This is a genomic window from Brevibacillus sp. SIMBA_040, from assembly GCF_046535075.1.
Taxonomy (GTDB): domain Bacteria; phylum Bacillota; class Bacilli; order Brevibacillales; family Brevibacillaceae; genus Brevibacillus.
Window position 1 is genome coordinate 1 of the sequence record NZ_JAWRXI010000015.1, and the last position, 15537, is coordinate 15537.

General features: G+C 36.4%; 18 protein-coding genes and 1 pseudogene. 1 reads left to right on the plus strand and 18 read right to left on the minus strand.

Annotated elements, in window-relative coordinates:
- Window positions 1-60: 60 nt before the first annotated feature.
- From SB752_RS22525 to SB752_RS22605, 17 genes and pseudogenes are all read right to left on the minus strand, one after another.
- Window positions 61-426, minus strand: coding sequence for a hypothetical protein (locus tag SB752_RS22525; protein ID WP_410717785.1), 366 nt, complete (start codon window positions 424-426; stop codon window positions 61-63).
- A gap of 34 nt (window positions 427-460) precedes the next feature.
- The gene (locus tag SB752_RS22530; protein WP_410717786.1) at window positions 461-928 is read right to left on the minus strand and encodes a DUF2628 domain-containing protein; all 468 of its coding nucleotides are present in this window, start codon (window positions 926-928) and stop codon (window positions 461-463) included.
- Between the two features lie 49 nt (window positions 929-977).
- Entirely contained in the window at window positions 978-1373 is a 396-nt protein-coding gene (locus tag SB752_RS22535; RefSeq protein ID WP_410717787.1) for a hypothetical protein, read from the minus strand.
- Window positions 1374-1398: 25 nt separating this feature from the next.
- Window positions 1399-1695, minus strand: a complete 297-nt coding sequence (locus SB752_RS22540; protein WP_410717788.1) for a hypothetical protein — start codon at window positions 1693-1695, stop codon at window positions 1399-1401.
- 40 nt (window positions 1696-1735) lie between these two features.
- Window positions 1736-2233, minus strand: a complete 498-nt coding sequence (locus SB752_RS22545; RefSeq protein WP_410717789.1) for a hypothetical protein — start codon at window positions 2231-2233, stop codon at window positions 1736-1738.
- Window positions 2234-2276: 43 nt separating this feature from the next.
- On the minus strand, window positions 2277-2816 hold the full coding sequence (locus SB752_RS22550) for a hypothetical protein (RefSeq protein WP_410717790.1): 540 nt from the start codon (window positions 2814-2816) through the stop codon (window positions 2277-2279).
- 63 nt (window positions 2817-2879) lie between these two features.
- Entirely contained in the window at window positions 2880-3461 is a 582-nt protein-coding gene (locus tag SB752_RS22555; RefSeq protein ID WP_410717791.1) for an N-acetyltransferase, read from the minus strand.
- A gap of 47 nt (window positions 3462-3508) precedes the next feature.
- On the minus strand, window positions 3509-4204 hold the full coding sequence (locus SB752_RS22560; RefSeq protein ID WP_410717792.1) for a hypothetical protein: 696 nt from the start codon (window positions 4202-4204) through the stop codon (window positions 3509-3511).
- 12 nt (window positions 4205-4216) lie between these two features.
- Window positions 4217-4954 (minus strand): hypothetical protein, encoded by a 738-nt coding sequence (locus SB752_RS22565; RefSeq protein WP_410717793.1) that lies wholly within the window; start codon window positions 4952-4954, stop codon window positions 4217-4219.
- Window positions 4955-5940: 986 nt separating this feature from the next.
- Window positions 5941-7203: pseudogene (gene ltrA / locus SB752_RS22570) on the minus strand (group II intron reverse transcriptase/maturase).
- 707 nt (window positions 7204-7910) lie between these two features.
- Window positions 7911-8816 carry a UvrD-helicase domain-containing protein gene (locus tag SB752_RS22575; RefSeq protein ID WP_410717794.1) on the minus strand — a complete coding sequence of 302 codons (906 nt, stop codon included), beginning with the start codon at window positions 8814-8816 and terminating at the stop codon, window positions 7911-7913.
- A gap of 253 nt (window positions 8817-9069) precedes the next feature.
- On the minus strand, window positions 9070-9666 hold the full coding sequence (locus tag SB752_RS22580; protein WP_410717795.1) for a hypothetical protein: 597 nt from the start codon (window positions 9664-9666) through the stop codon (window positions 9070-9072).
- Between the two features lie 85 nt (window positions 9667-9751).
- A complete protein-coding gene (locus SB752_RS22585) occupies window positions 9752-10246 on the minus strand; it encodes a YgiT-type zinc finger protein (protein WP_410717796.1) in 495 nt (164 codons plus the stop codon).
- A 348-nt stretch (window positions 10247-10594) separates the two neighbouring features.
- Window positions 10595-10765, minus strand: coding sequence for a hypothetical protein (locus tag SB752_RS22590; protein WP_410717797.1), 171 nt, complete (start codon window positions 10763-10765; stop codon window positions 10595-10597).
- Window positions 10766-11280: 515 nt separating this feature from the next.
- Window positions 11281-11700, minus strand: a complete 420-nt coding sequence (locus SB752_RS22595) for a hypothetical protein (protein WP_410717798.1) — start codon at window positions 11698-11700, stop codon at window positions 11281-11283.
- Window positions 11701-11826: 126 nt separating this feature from the next.
- Window positions 11827-13026 carry a type I restriction enzyme HsdR N-terminal domain-containing protein gene (locus SB752_RS22600; protein ID WP_410717799.1) on the minus strand — a complete coding sequence of 400 codons (1200 nt, stop codon included), beginning with the start codon at window positions 13024-13026 and terminating at the stop codon, window positions 11827-11829.
- 143 nt (window positions 13027-13169) lie between these two features.
- Window positions 13170-13865 carry a hypothetical protein gene (locus SB752_RS22605; protein WP_410717800.1) on the minus strand — a complete coding sequence of 232 codons (696 nt, stop codon included), beginning with the start codon at window positions 13863-13865 and terminating at the stop codon, window positions 13170-13172.
- A gap of 665 nt (window positions 13866-14530) precedes the next feature.
- On the opposite strand from SB752_RS22605, the gene SB752_RS22610 reads away from it, so the two are divergent.
- The gene (locus SB752_RS22610) at window positions 14531-14893 is read left to right on the plus strand and encodes a hypothetical protein (RefSeq protein ID WP_410717801.1); all 363 of its coding nucleotides are present in this window, start codon (window positions 14531-14533) and stop codon (window positions 14891-14893) included.
- Between the two features lie 42 nt (window positions 14894-14935).
- Here the strand turns inward: SB752_RS22610 and SB752_RS22615 are convergent, their stop codons facing one another.
- Window positions 14936-15346: a hypothetical protein gene (locus tag SB752_RS22615; protein ID WP_410717802.1), complete on the minus strand. Its 411-nt coding sequence runs from the start codon at window positions 15344-15346 to the stop codon at window positions 14936-14938.
- Between the last annotated feature and the right edge of the window lie 191 nt (window positions 15347-15537).

Below are 15537 nucleotides of genomic sequence, written 5' to 3' on the forward strand. Positions count from 1 at the left end.
TAAAAATCTCCCAACCTTTCTAATACTAATTGTAGTTTAGAGGTTGAGAGTTTACACAAATTATTTTACAGACTCTCTCTTGATGTTAGTTTCTATTTCTTCATAAATGAATAAGTGAATAATCTTCAGATATTTTTGTCTGACCTTCTCTTCTGCTTCTTTTTGTGTTAACTTTTCCTCTTCTCTAACCTTTTTCTCGTCATCTAATTGTTTTAAAGCAATTTCTGTTTGCCTTCTAGCAATTATTAATGCGACAAAAGCACCAACAATACCACCAGCATAATTACCAAAGAAACCAATCCATACATTGTCATCTTGAATTGCAAAAGGATTGGGGATCAATGCCAAAATATTTACTGCAATTGGTACCATTAGTACAGCAAACCAATATTTCAATTTAAACCCTAACAGCTCTTTATCCAACACCAGTAATTTACTCCAAATAAAAACGATATTTTATTCAGAACGAATACGATAGAAAATTAACGCAGAAACTTACCAATAGGACAGTAAAGACTCCAATTGCACTAACACCACCAAGTTTTTGAATCTCTTCTGTTGAAATTAATGGATTTTTAATGTAAGCATTTTTTATCTTTTTGATGGTAAACACATAGTAAATTAAGTTAGCAAATATACCTAGTACCACTCTTTGGAACAAAAAGAACAAAATTAGCAGATTCCTGAACTCACGCTCTTCCATTCCAATGTAACCTAACATGAACCCAAATAATGAATTAATCAAGAATATCAAAGTGGTATACAAGTGCATTTTCCTATAAGCAAGCCATGTTATACCAAAAAAAGCCGCTCCCCAATTCCATGAGAAACCCCTTTTTCTCCATTTTTCTAAATAATACTGATTACCCTGAACGAATGACGTCAAATAGTTCACAATTAATTGGGTGTCCAAAGGGAATTCCTCCACCTTCTATTAAATCGCTGTATTATCTGATTCCACCAAAAGCAAATAATCATCATTGAAAAAATTCATCAATGTCATAGTAGTCAAGGTAAACAGTATTTATCTTTTTTTCTTTTATTACTTTGTTAATATCATAACCACTCATATTGAATTTCTTTTTGATTTGTGACTTTGACATATACTTTTCATTTGATTGTAAGTTACCATTATGTTTTGGAACTAGTTTAATAATATACTCGGCTAATAACACATTCAGATCGACATCTTGCTCAACACTTAACATGTAATAACAATCAAAGTCTTTATCATTGTGACTGAACAAATTGGGAGTGCTTTTAGAACAAGAGCCAACATATGTGACCTCATCTCCTTTTAATAAGAAATAGAGATGTGGCCTTTCAACAAAAGGAATGCTGTGACTGGCTATTTCTTTTTCTGTTAGAAGCATTTTTTTCACTCCAAACTCAATCGAATTACCCTTTAATAAGGTTCTTCCAGTTCCTTATGATGTACTGTTTGTCATTGATCAGTGTCGAATCAATTACAATCACTCGATTTTCGCCAACTTCTCCAGTGTTAAAAACATTAACTGCAATTTGTTCAAGCCAATCATACACTTCCTCATATCTATCCTTGTTTGCGTTCATCACAGCGGCTGCTGTGCCAGTCAATCTGACTTCAAACTTAGAAATACCGTTTTCTTCGATTCTTACTCCACAATAATCTCCAAGAGGTAATTCATATTCATGACCAATTTTGATAAGTTCCATTTCACTTTCCTCCTAATCAAATCTTGTTTTTATTAGAATATCAATCAACATTCTTCTTCAATGGCATCAAGCTCTTTTTCCTTGCTACATAAACAGAGTACCGTGAGGCCATTGCTTTGGTCAAAAACACAACGCCAATCGCACTAAATGTTACATAGTTGCCCAATTGAGATATTACTACTAGATCATCCTTATACTTCTCCAATATAAAAGCACCTAAAATTGCAGTTGATACTGCTGATAAGATCGCAATCTTAGAAAAAATTAAGGATATCCATAATCCGATTATTGAACCAATACTCTTAGCATTCTTACAAATAATTCTCCATGAAAATTTCCATTTCACCAGTTTCTCCAGAGTCTCTCTTTTTCTATAATCCTTTACTATCTTGAAAGAAGCCTCAAAGAAATCAAAGCATGAGATGAAGAATGCCACTACTCCAGCAGAGTTAGCGTAATGGGGAGGAATCTCACTAAATGGTGCGATGACGGCGAATAGAATGTATGCAAAAGCACAGCTATATAAAAAAATTGTCATTCCTTATCCCTCTCTAATAAAAACCATCTTTTATTGTCATCTCTTAATTATGTTTACTACTTTCTTCCCCCAAACTAGCAACAGCAAGAAATAATCGAATATTTAGTTTTGATTTCTTCTCAATCATCACTGCTGAATTGTATCCTGGTGTTCCACTTTTCTCTATTAATTGTTGTAGAACTTGAGGTAATTCTTCTAATTTGCTTGGGTATTCCCAATTAATTGATAATAGTCCGATATAAAAGTTTGTCAATGTTCGTTTGTACATAATAAGAATAAATACGAGAGAAAAACATAACAAAAATCCAATACTAGCTACTAATTGTATATTCAGTAACTCTGTTATCGGTAAATTACCTACAATTTGCAGTATGAATCCAAGAATTAGAATTCTAAAGCCAGTCAAAGCTGATGCTTTTTGATCTGCCACATTGATAAAAGCTTCTTTATTGTAGTCAAATGCTGATTGCATTTCTCTTAGCATTGTTTCGTATTTTTTTCCAAAAAAACCTGAAATTAGAAAATATGTACCAACAATATCCATAAGCAGGCCATAGACACCTAACCAATTCGCTACTGTCATATCATTCACTCCGTTTATTTCAACTACAACATTTTTTTGAATAAACTTGATAAAGATCTTCTTTTAATCAATAATAAGATTTTCCCATTTTATCTTGGCAAAGTGACCAAAGTCTTCGATAATAAAGCCATGTTTATCGTAAAAGTGGAATAATCTATCACTGTGACTCCTATAATCCTCTGGTGTTATTTCCCCTGTAATCACTTTAATGTCATTGTTGATTGCAGCCTTAATCAATTGCGCACCATAGCCCTTGTTCGCATCCTTCTTATTAACCCTTATGTCAGTTATATGCAACCTGCCATCTTTCATTTCAAATGCTCCAATGCTCACACCATTAATATTGTTATCAGGCTTAACAATAATTGCTCTGGTGTAGTACTTATCGTAGGCATAGCCCGTAAGTATCATCAACTCATCACTTTTTGTCTTAACTACATCAAATACAAGCTGCTCCATATCTATAATATGCAAGTTTCGTAGGTGGGCTTCTAGCTCTCTATGAGATAGACTTTGTACTAATGTCCAATTTAAACGCACTGGCTCAAACGGAATATTTGAGGCTTCGCTCACATGGTCTACTGGAAGTTCTTCAAATAAGTCAATGAAATTAAAATCAAGTAAATCTTCACTTTTCTTTCCCATTCAATTTCTCCTTTTATTTTATTTGGGTTGAATTTTTTAATGTAGTGTCATCTTCTACGTCGATAGATCAAGAAATAAAGTAGTGCAAGAAAGACTATTGTAATCAATGCACTTGTACTATAAGCAAAAATGATTTGCAAATCTTGGTTATGCCCCGAATTGTTAGGTTGTGAATATACATTCCAAAGTGGTAACAGAAAGTCCTTTGAAAAAGATGAAATACTAAATAAACCAAAGAAAATCGCAATAATCCATGAAAAAGTAGTTGTTCTTTTTTGATCTAATTCGTCATTAAACTCTTTTTTTAACGATAAATTTACTTCGGTGAGTTTTTCGAATTTATCTAACAACTGTGAATAGCCTTTTGTCAAATTGTTAATTTCACCAAAATTACTAGCTTCTATAAACTGTCTCTCCATAGTATTAATAGCAATTTTTTGTCTCACTATTTCCAATACCGTGTAATCCTTTAAAGCAGATAGAGTGTATAACCTATGTTTTAAGCCAAACATATACATCAGCATCTCAGATTGAATTTGTTTATCGAAAATCAAGTGATTTCTGTTGGGGTCTGAATATTCACTATTTGAAGTAAGTCCTTTTTTACTTAACGCCCAAAGTATTACAGCTTCGTTTACATAAAGACTATAATCATCATAATGTCTGTAGTCTTTTTCCTCGATGTTATCCTTTTCAATCCCAACAGATCTGGCCAATACTTGATTGAAAAAGCGATAATGCATTAAATCGAATTCCTATTTTGAGTCTGGTTGATTAGTAAAATCAATTAAATAAATGGAAGGTACACCTCTAAAATATGTGTATAGATTATACTTCTCGTTTCTACGTTTATTGAGAGGCTTTAAAGAACTAAAATTAGCAAAGTACCGTATGTAGACTAGAAACATATCCTTTATTAAATCCAAGTTCAATTCTTCATTGGCCTGATCAGTAGTCATAGGAATTACATTAAAACTAAAATCAGTCTCATGAATAGGTTGTGTTGCCATTTTGATTGTCACAAGAATTCTCGCTATTGTCTTATACTGTGATTTTCTGTTAAAAATTCTATACTTACTACTTTTTCGACTTTCTAGTTCATTGGCAAAAATGATGCCTGGTGGAAGTAAAATTTCGTTAAAAGACTTAGTAACGATATTAACCTCGTCCTCAATAAATTCTTCTGACGTTAAATGAATATCAGGTAACATCTTTCTAAAGGAAATAAGTACAATTCCATTTTTGTATAGTTTTATCTGTGGATAAATAGAAATCAGCCTATTATTCTCTCGTAGATAGCACCCACCAAAGAAAATTCTTATATATTTATTGTTCTCTTCAAAATGTTTATACAGTTTTTGTTCATGGAATTTCATTGATTGAAATTGATAAAGTAATTCGGCTTGTAGGGATGACATTTCTGAAGGAATAGTTATCTCGAAACGATTCTCGTTAACTTTTTTTTGGAGATAGATGTGCCGTCTTATAACCACTATCTCTATCTCGCCAATAAGCAATGTTATTGGAATCTACCACCATTTCAGCCGCATCAAGAGTAATAATCCTTTTCGCAATTGATTCTAATTCCAAATTATCCTCTAAAAAATAACTACAATAGGAGTAAAATATATCTGAGTCAATGATATTTATATTAATCACCTAATTTCTACACAGTATTGATTTCGTTCTAAGGCTAAATACCCATACTAATTATACCAAAGATTTCCTCAAGCTTCGATATGAAGCAGAAACCGTCAATAGGCGTTTATAGGACGCTCTAACTTTCATTTGAACAGTATAAACACACTATGTAAACGAATCACTAAGTGGCAAAATATGACTCCCGTACAACCAATACAAAAGGACACTAGCCAGTGTGTGCTAATGCCCTTTTGTATTTTACATTTCGTTCAAATGAGCCAATAGACTGTGTTTCTGATACATCTCCCCAATTTCTTCATCCGAAAAATCAAGGTAGCATTCTTGCGTAACTCCCACAGATGAATGACCAAGTATCCGATGTTCTATTCTCGCATTTTGCGATGTTAGAAAACTAACTTTTCCGTTCTCAGGTTTTCACAATTCATAATACCTTCTATGATCTAGTACAAGTTGTCCCACTAGTCAGTTTGGGTAGGGTGGACATTGTGTCACTCTATTTATATAACAACAGAAAATTGGTCTAAAGGGTATCCAAATCAAATTGCCATATGACAATGATTTTTCCCATTTTTTCTGCTACTATTTGCAATCGATGGGCAATCATTTTCCTCAACATGACTGCCATCTACATCAATATAACTTCGTATTAGTTATAGTTTTATTCCACTCATCTTTTGTGTCTTCTTACCCGTCAATGTGCTTGTCATCCTTACATTGTTTGAAGTGAAAGTATCGTATTAGAATCGAGTAGGAGGGAGTGGCTAACTCTCCCGTCCTCTCACACCGCCGTGCGTACCGTTCGGTATACGGCGGTTCATTAAGCTTGACGAATGACAGAATATCGTTGTACTAAGCTTTTCAGACCTTGTTGTTGCCAATATGCAACTCCGAGGGCTTTGTGTATTTGAGGAGTCTTTGTGGTACGCCATGCACCCTTTCGGGTGTTTGCAATTTCTATGGCTTGGACGTGCGATAAACCCAGAGAACGAAATTCTCGATATCGGGTTCTTATTCGTTTCCACTGAGACCACAAGCAAAGTCGAAGTCTACGCCGTATCCATTCCTCGATGGATTGTAGTATTTTCTTTGCATCCGCAAGGGCGAAATATCCGATCCATCCCATAAGATACTGGTTTAACTTCTGAATCCTTTCATCCATCGAAATGCTCCATATCGGATTTGTAATGAAGCGGATTTTCTCTTTCAACTTCAGAAGTGATTTTGGATGAAGCCGAATCCTTGCTTGCTTTGAACTAGTGAAACTGAAACCGAGGAACTTACGTTTCCAAGGTCGATCCACTGCACTTTTCTGCTCATTTACTTTTAGCTTAAGTACCTTCTCCAAATAGTTTTGAATACTTTCTTTTACCCGTTCTCCTGCCCGCTTTGTTTTCACATAGATGTTGTTATCGTCTGCGTATCGACAAAAGCGATGTCCTCTCTTTTCCAGTTCTTTATCCAAGTCGTCAAGCAGGATGTTCGCCAATAACGGACTAAGCGTGCCTCCTTGTGGTGTGCCCTTTACTGCCGAAAGGCAGATACCGTTAACCATGATGCCTGCTTGTAAGTATGCGCGAATGAGTTTCAACAAAGCTTTATCTTGTACTTTCCGAGCAACCCGGCTCATTAAAATATCGTGATTTACCCGATCGAAGAATTTCTCTAGGTCCATATCCACGACAAAGCGATATCCTTCGGAAATATAAGATTGTGCCTGTCTCATGGCGTCATGCGCACTTCGATTCGGTCAGAATCCGAAACTTGATTCTGAAAAATACGGGTCAAAGATTGGAGTAAGTACTTGGAGAATGGCTTGCTGAATGAAACGGTCTACCACAGTAGGAATACCTAATAACCTTACTCCTCCGTCAGTTTTCGGGATTTCGACTCTGCGGACAGGAGAAGGTTTATAGGTTCCTTTCATAATCTGTTCTTTAATGGTTAACCAGTGTTCACGGATATAATCGCGCAGTTGTTCGGTTGAAACACCGTCGATTCCTGCCGATCCTCTGTTTCTTTCCACTCTTTCGAGTGCCACTAATAGATTTTCCCGTGATAGGACTTTACCCAGCAATTCCATGACGATACCCTTTCCTTCGCACACATCCTTCTAGTCTTGCCGGATAATACTCGGCCCTCTCTTGTACCCTCAGGGCTTCACCCTTATTCTCCAAGAGTAGATCCTTACGGAGTTCTGCTTCACAGTATTATCACGAAAGTGATTAGTGGATGTGTTGACTTAATGTTCAGCCCTTCCCCGTTCAAGCGTCCTTTACTTGGGTACTATGGCTTCTGCTGACTTCTGCATGTTCAGCGACTCCTTACGGAGTCGGTTACCAACATTTGAAGGCACTTCATGCAGACCTCCCCAGGTAAGAACGATAACTTTCATCCCATGTACCTGCCTAATTTACTGTTATACCCCTTGGCTGTATTGGACTTCGTTTTGTTTAGCAAACTCGTCCGAGTACAACAGCCTCAAATTAGATTCGTGTACCTCAGGTCGGGACTTTGCCGCCGGCTTCCTTCAGATTCCACCTCGCGATGGACACCCTTGCCTTGGGCTAACGGTTGGTACAGCCAACCCCCGTTCGGGACTTACACCCTAGAGCTATCGCCCATACTGGGCGCACTAAAATAATAAAAACCCTTATGGGATAAGGGTTTTCAATATCAACTCATATGGTGATCCGGACTGGGTTCGAACCAGCGACCCCACCCTGTCAAAAAGACAGGGTATTCTTATTAGTACAGAGCCAATCTTTAAAACCCTTTATATTCAAGGCTTTAAACCGTTCGTATCCGTTCGCATCCGAGTGAATCTTTGGGTTTCCGAGTGAAGCGCGTCCCCAATTTGTCCCCACCGTCCCCCCTTGCTTTTTCTATTTTCAGTAAACATAAGCTCTGCTGCCGACCGCTGCCGGAAATTGTCAACGTTTTGCCGGAACCAGCTCCTGCAAGAACCAAGTTATTATCTTCATCAGTCAAAACCGCAATTCTCTGTTGCTGATCAAGAGATTTTCCGTCGATGTCATCAAAGAAATGTTGATTGTTTTGAAGTTCACGTTGTATGTATTCAGAATTCCATTTCACTACATGATTAGTTGAATCCTTCATGATGTTTAGAAAAGTAAGAGCTACTGGATCGGCAATATCGTTAGGATTCGCATCCTTATAAAACAAATATAGATCGACATACTGTTTCAAAAAGCTATTTTTCGTGGACTCTGAAATATACTCTGTTCTCATCTCCGATATATCTTTATAAAATAATTGAAGCTTTAATTTATATGATCGAACCAAACTGTCCATTTCTTGCGCTCTATCCTGAAGCTCTATATATGAATGCTTATACATGGTTTGGACTGATCTGTATTTCTTTAACATTTCCCGATACTCTGGCAGTGTTGTGAGCCACGGTTTAAGCCTTATATACTGTTCCTCAATTGAGGTAGTGATCTTAAATGGACACTCCCCTTCAAGATAGGTTCGATCTGTTTCAAAGCTCTTAAACAGCGAATCAAAATAAGACCTTGGAACATAAACGGGTTTCTCGTGTGCAACTTGAGTTTTTTGGCTCAAAGATCGGTACTTATTATCTAACACGTTTATATAGGTAGTGACTTTTCTGATCAACAGGATTGATTTTCGAATCTTGAAGTAAGCTATTATCTTTGAGAATAAACTAAACATTTTCATACTCCTAAAGTCGTTTATAGTAGGGGGAACTATTTCCTATATTTATTATAATTCCCTTCAAGGTCTTTTGTCCCCAAAAGTTACCAATAAAAAAGTCCAGAGGCTCTTCCTCATGGACTCGGGTATCAAATCTTCAGGTTTTAGAAAAAAGTTGAAGAGTCAGGAATAGAATTGGAAGAGATTTGGTGCGGGTTCATATTAAAATTGACTTTATTCGTTTAGAAATCAGATGAATTCTGGTTTACTATTAATCTTCGGTTGACTCGTTCATTATTTCTTCCACCTTGTATCTTATCTCTTCTCTTGAATTGACTAAATCGCCTTTTCTTTTTCTCCAATACATGATGTAGGTTAATAAATCTTTTTCAAATTCTCTCGCCTGATAACCCACTACCTGATTCACGATCATATCTTGCTTAATTCCCAGCAAATCGATGATCTCCTTCTTCACTGACATATTCCAATTCTCATGTAATAGGGCAGAAATCACCTGGTCAAGTATGAATTGGATTTCAAGCTCTGCTCGCTTCAAGTAGTAATTATGGAAGGTCGCTTTATCCTGTATGATATAGAGATTCATGAATCGTCTTGCCCGGTGATGCTCATGTTTCGCTAATTCGAGAATTTCTTCTATCGTCAATTTGGCAAATAGATGCTTTCGCAGTTCAGTAAGATAAGTAATAAACAATTCCTGATCCCACATTTCACTTCCCCCTGCCTTTATAGATGCGAAAAACCGCCCCTTAGCTTCCCAACGCCGAGGCGGTTCCCATTCGAAACGCAAAAATAGTTGTTTAGAGAGAACGGAACCAATAATGGTTATAGCTACATCTCTACGCTCCATTTTATCCCTATCTCCTCGGAATTCCAATAATAACAACTACGAACTCTTACTTTTTCTTCCATCCAAGTTTCCTTCGCCTCCTTTATCAAATTACTTTCCCGATCATTTTCTCAACCACAATGATACTCCCTATTCTCTGTCCAACAATTACCCTACTTCCAAGCATGATTACAAATGACTCATCCTTGATGTTATCAATATTTTCGTTAATGATGCCCTGGATTTCTTGTTTCAAATCGTCAGCGGCATTGAAAGTAAAAACAATGTTCATGTTATTTCTATTTTGCCAATCTACTTCTTTTAATCGGAGCTTATATGCAACCTTTAGTAGTGGCATTATATCTGTATCGATATCATATGCAACTCTTTCACATTGGCTGCAATAATAATGCGGAACATTGTGAAGTTCGATTTTTAGATTATCAATATGATGATCGACCGTACCAATTTTTTGTATCATTGTTTTACCACAAATACATTCCCGCTCTATTCGTTCTCTATCTACCATTACCTCACTTCCAAACTCCAAAATTTCTTCTTTATCATCAATTGTACTTTTGTGTCTATATAGAAATTCCATTGTCACAACCCCTAACAAGGGTTTCGGATAGAATTCGTAAACCCGGTATCAAGAAGTTCTTCCCCTCTTGCTTCTGTCTGTTGTCTCTCAATTTCTACCGTTTTCATTGATAAGTTTCTTACTGCAAATTATTGTAAGTCTCGAAATTTCAGATGACTTATATTCAATGAACCCTTCACCTCCTCCACTTATCGAGCAGTTTTAATTTACAATCAATTTGTTTTATAAGCCGCTTTGTTTCCCAAGCTTCTATCGTCGTATGTGGACATAGTTTACTACGGTGAATCTTTTTAGCACGCCTAAGACCACCCCTCCGCAACCTCATTCCTATCCTCTCCCAGTTTGTTTCTATTTTTTCTTGATAATGAGCTCGTTTTCCCTCGCAATAACCAGTAGTTCATCACCGACTACCAGGCCAGCCCGTTTCATCTGCTCTACAGAGATTACTAATACTACTTCTCCACTTTCGTCTCCTAAGCAATCGATAATCCTGTGGTAATAGTGTGCATTCTTTTCCATGTAGCCACTTCCCCCTCTTCATAATTCTAATCCAATATCTTACTTCCCTTAGAAGGCAATCCATGACTTGATCGAATAAGCTATACCAATACCAACAGCCACCATGAATAGATCTGCCGCAACTTCAATGAGGACGTTGTGTACAGTTTGTTTTCTCAACATTCCTTTCATAATTTTCCAGTTCCAAATTTTTAGTGAAATAATTGTTGTGCCTCCGAGATCCTACAAATAAGATTTCAATACAGTTTGAAATGCAACGGTATTAAAAAAGCACCCATTCTCTTATTGAGATTGAGTGCATACTCGTTTACGTATGTGTCTGTTATAGATTGTACGAACATCCCTTATCATGATTACCCACCCTTCCCATGTTTCATAGACTGCTTTGATGCTATCATAATCAACGTTATCGGCATTGTCAAATATTACCTAATGGCGTTATATAACAAACTCTATTGGATATTTCAGAAGCCCCCTCCCATTGCTCTTATTTTCTCCCTCAATCTGCTCTGTTTTTACCTTGTTTCCTCAAGAACCACGAATCGACCATTGTGCCAGAGATAAATGAGCGAGAAGTTTTTTTCATCGTCAACGATAACACATTCATCACCATATTTGTCGAGAAATATCCGATATAATTGGAAAGGCGTTACTTCACAATCTCCAATTTCATCGTCAAAGGTCGGCAACCAGTGCGTTGCCTCTTCAACGTTAACCACTGCCCTACAGATAAAACCTTTAGGCTCAATCCTAAAACGTTGGAGTTCGTCTTCACTTAACGGACCTTTAAGCCCATTTTCCCTCATATACTCGGCAATTTTCCTTATGTTATATCGAGTTGAGCACTTTGGAATTGGTACCGCATATACCCCTTTCGGAAAAGCATCGTCAAACTCGATCATTTCACTCAACAGTTCTTCTTCTTTTTTTCCCATTAGGGACCTCCTCAAAAGCAGAAAGATAGGGTTTTGGTTACAAGGGGAGTAAACTCTTCCTTCTAATTAATATCCTATGGCTACTCCCGTTTTTTAGTGATTAGCCAGCCCGAACTCACAACTTTCTCAACTATTCTTTCTACGATATTCGTCTCTTATCAATGAGTATTTAAGAATCCTCCCCAAGAACTCCTTCATTTCTGTATCAGAGATTCGAAAATTTTTCGAGTGAGAGAACCTCCCAAGAAATACCTGATCATTCTCGTCAAGTAGACCAGGTGCATATTCCTTGATGTATGCAATCACATCTGAGTTTCTAACCCTACCCTTTTTACCATTTGTTAATTTTCCGTCATGCCAAATGGTAAATGTAGTATCATCTTCTTTTTTTGTATAACGATCTAAATTAAGTTGTAGTGAGTTATGGCTCTTGTCAAAGTCATCTATTGCTACAACTAATACACTATGTCCTTTACGGTTGCCAAATACGGGGTCATTTGTCGATTTCATTTCACCGAGAATTGCAAAACTAATAATTTGATTGTTTTTATCCTCATCTTCAATGACGACATATCTATATTCGCCAGTCCAACTGCCTCCAGCGGCATTTCCGAATCGAGTGTTCCGTATTCCTCCATCTCGAATTACATGGACTCCTTCATAATAGCCTGGATTTATTAATTCCACTGAATCTTGCAGACATCCAGACAGGTTCATAATAAAACCTTGTAATACAGCATCTGTCCCTTCACCGATCCACCCCATACCTACAAAATTTATATATGTCACATTAGCTGATAATGACCCAAACGATGGTCGTTTCCAAACATATGGTTCGCTTCTGTCATAATGCAAAGGCCTGTTTTCCAGTAAACTCAAATATGTTGGGATTTCTGTTAGTAAATAGTACTGTTCATCTTCTTCATGCCAAGCATACCATTCTGCTCTTTTGCCATTGGTCAGCACCAAAACATCCGCTGTTATCAATTGATCATATTTTACCGCTTGTTCAAATACTTTATCAGTTAATTCAATATCAGGGCTTTTACACTCTACAAGAATCACAGAATATAATTCATCTTCTTCTTTACGATAAACGATAATATCTGCTCTACCTTTTGCACCTTTTTGAAAATAAGTCATGGGTTCTTCCAGTTTAATCATTTCTTTAGGAGCACCTAATACATCCTGTAAGTAAGATACCATCCGTTGTCTTACAATTTCTTCAGGTGTTATTACAATTAAACTGTTCCTGATAGGATCAAGAAAGCACTCTTTGTTATTCCTCATATACACTGGAGGAAGAGGGTAATGGTCAATTGACATGGTTTCTCATATCTCCTTCATGATGGCTATCTGGTTTTAGTCATAGCAAATATAGGGAAATAGATGAAATACTCATAATTGAAGAGAAACTATTGACAACTCCCATTTATTTTTATGAATAACAACCTTGTGATGTTCCATACTCAAGAAAAAATACATTGTTCTATGGATGGTATTTTTGCAACAATCTCTTCTTTAATTATTTTTTCTGATGTATCCCCCAAAAAAATATAGTAGTGATTAAAGTTATTTTCGAACTCACGAATCCAAAATTCATCTTTTGGCTTTTTTTGTCCAAAAATTATGGTTAATGATTCAAACCTTTTTTCTCGTGCCTTTTGGATATTTTCAATCCTCGCCATATCTTGCAATAAGGTTGGGACACCGATTCTCTTCCTAAGCTCATATTTGTGATTGTATTCCTCTACGCTTTTTACAAAATGCTCTTTATACCGTTCAATGACTGGATTAGCAAAGTCTGCCCCATCCAGATACGCTGATGTTGAAGTGCTAACCTTTATAGATACTCCAATCTTTAACTCAGATCCTTTTAGAATGGAAATGTCCAATGTTTGATTTCCTATGTCAGCTTTATACTTTTTCTCTGATCTGAGTATGACACTACTTTTCATTACCTCGTTTTCATAAACGCTTTGATCCATTTCTAAAAAATGATGAAACCAACGCAAAATAATAGCTTCCGTTATCCTTGGCTTCTTCATATACCTCTTATAAAACTTATCTTTCAGCTCTATTAGGTCTGCACATGTTGCATTTGGATTTTTTAGAACCTCATCGTGATCAAGAATAAAATCTTTGATAATCTCTTTACCCAACATCAACTGCCCCCTAATGCATTATTGTTAAGGCCACTGGAAGGCAGTAAACAAGCCTACCAATTATCCAAGCGTGAACCAGATCCTCACCTCTACCTCATGAAAACGAATAACGTCAAACCTTGCTGTATAAATTTCCAGAGGCCTACACATAAGTTACCATGATTTTCTAATACATTACAACGAGTGTGCATGAGTGAGCGAGGTTTATGACGTATTCTCCATACCCCCGTGATAAAGAAATTAATAGAGTGTTGATATTAGGCATACCTCATAGTAGTCCCAGTATGTTTAGTCGATTTTGAGGATGCTGTTAATTACCGTTTCTACTATATTATTCTATTTGTAGTTTCAATAGAGTTTTCTTCATAATTTTATAGGTTTTATTTTACTTAAATAGCAAAAAAACCTTGTGTTCATTCCTGTAATTCCCTAAAATAAGAACAAGTGTTTGAACAAAATATAGAAGAATCTGTTATGTTCTCGTCGGCAATTGCCTATGATATCAGCAGATGTAGAGATAAGGTGGACGCTTTTCGTTCGCAATATTAACAGGTTGGGATTTGGATTCCGCAAAAACAGAGTTAGGAAGGAGTAGGTTTACAGTTCATCAACTATCGTATTGAAGAATAAGAAGATTGCCCAAATACTATCAGGAGGTTTTTTCAATGACAAACATTGTTCAATTCAAAGATCGTAACTTTTTTCTGGAACCAACAAAACTGGATAAGCATGATATGAATTTCGAGATTTATTCACAATTTGGTGAATTGATAGGAACTACTATATACGGTATCCAAAAAGATGACCTATTCTCCTCTGAGAAAGAGCAAGATGACTTTATGAATTTCTTGGATATAGAGGCTCACAAAATTGAAGCTGGTTTAAAGTTTGCTCATGAGTTTGGGATTCCAGTCGAGCAGGCAAATACACTCAATCTCTCTTCCGTGAAAATCATAGACATTATGGGTTCTAAATGGTCGATACCCGTTGAAATTATGGATGAAGTATTAGATACCTATTTGTCGTAAATACGCAAAAAAAGACAGCTTGTAAGGCTGTCTTTTTCCATTTTACCAGGCACTTTTAAATGCCTGAAAGAATGATACGATCTGTATTGATTTCCACCTTTGTAGTCCATATCGGACACTCTCCCACAACAGATAAATTGTTGCCGTTCCCCCGATACTAAGCAACAAACCATAAGCAAGTGTCACAAAAATGACCTTGTAGAGCATCAACATTACGATAAAGCCTGCCAATAATAAAGTTACTGATACTTTACGAAAAAGGAACATCTTAAAAAGAGAAAACATTCCTTTTGACCAATTTCTTTGAATTCTGAACGCTCCATAAATCGGAGAAATCGACAAAATAAACAGAATTAAATATGATACATAATCCAAAGCAAAAGATATAGCGCCTCCCAACAAAAAGGAAAGAATCAACAAACCTACAAAATAAGAAACCATCTTCTTGATCATGATATCAATTCCCTTCTTAATTTTTATTTCCTGAACAAAACCCTGCCTTGCTACAAATTTGAATCTTTCATTCGCCTTTTCATTTATGTTTGCCATATTATAGTTTGGTATTGATGTTCTGATAACGGAAAAACAGACAGATGGAAATAAGATGATAGAGTTTTCAAGGCAACAATACAAATGTTCTTGCT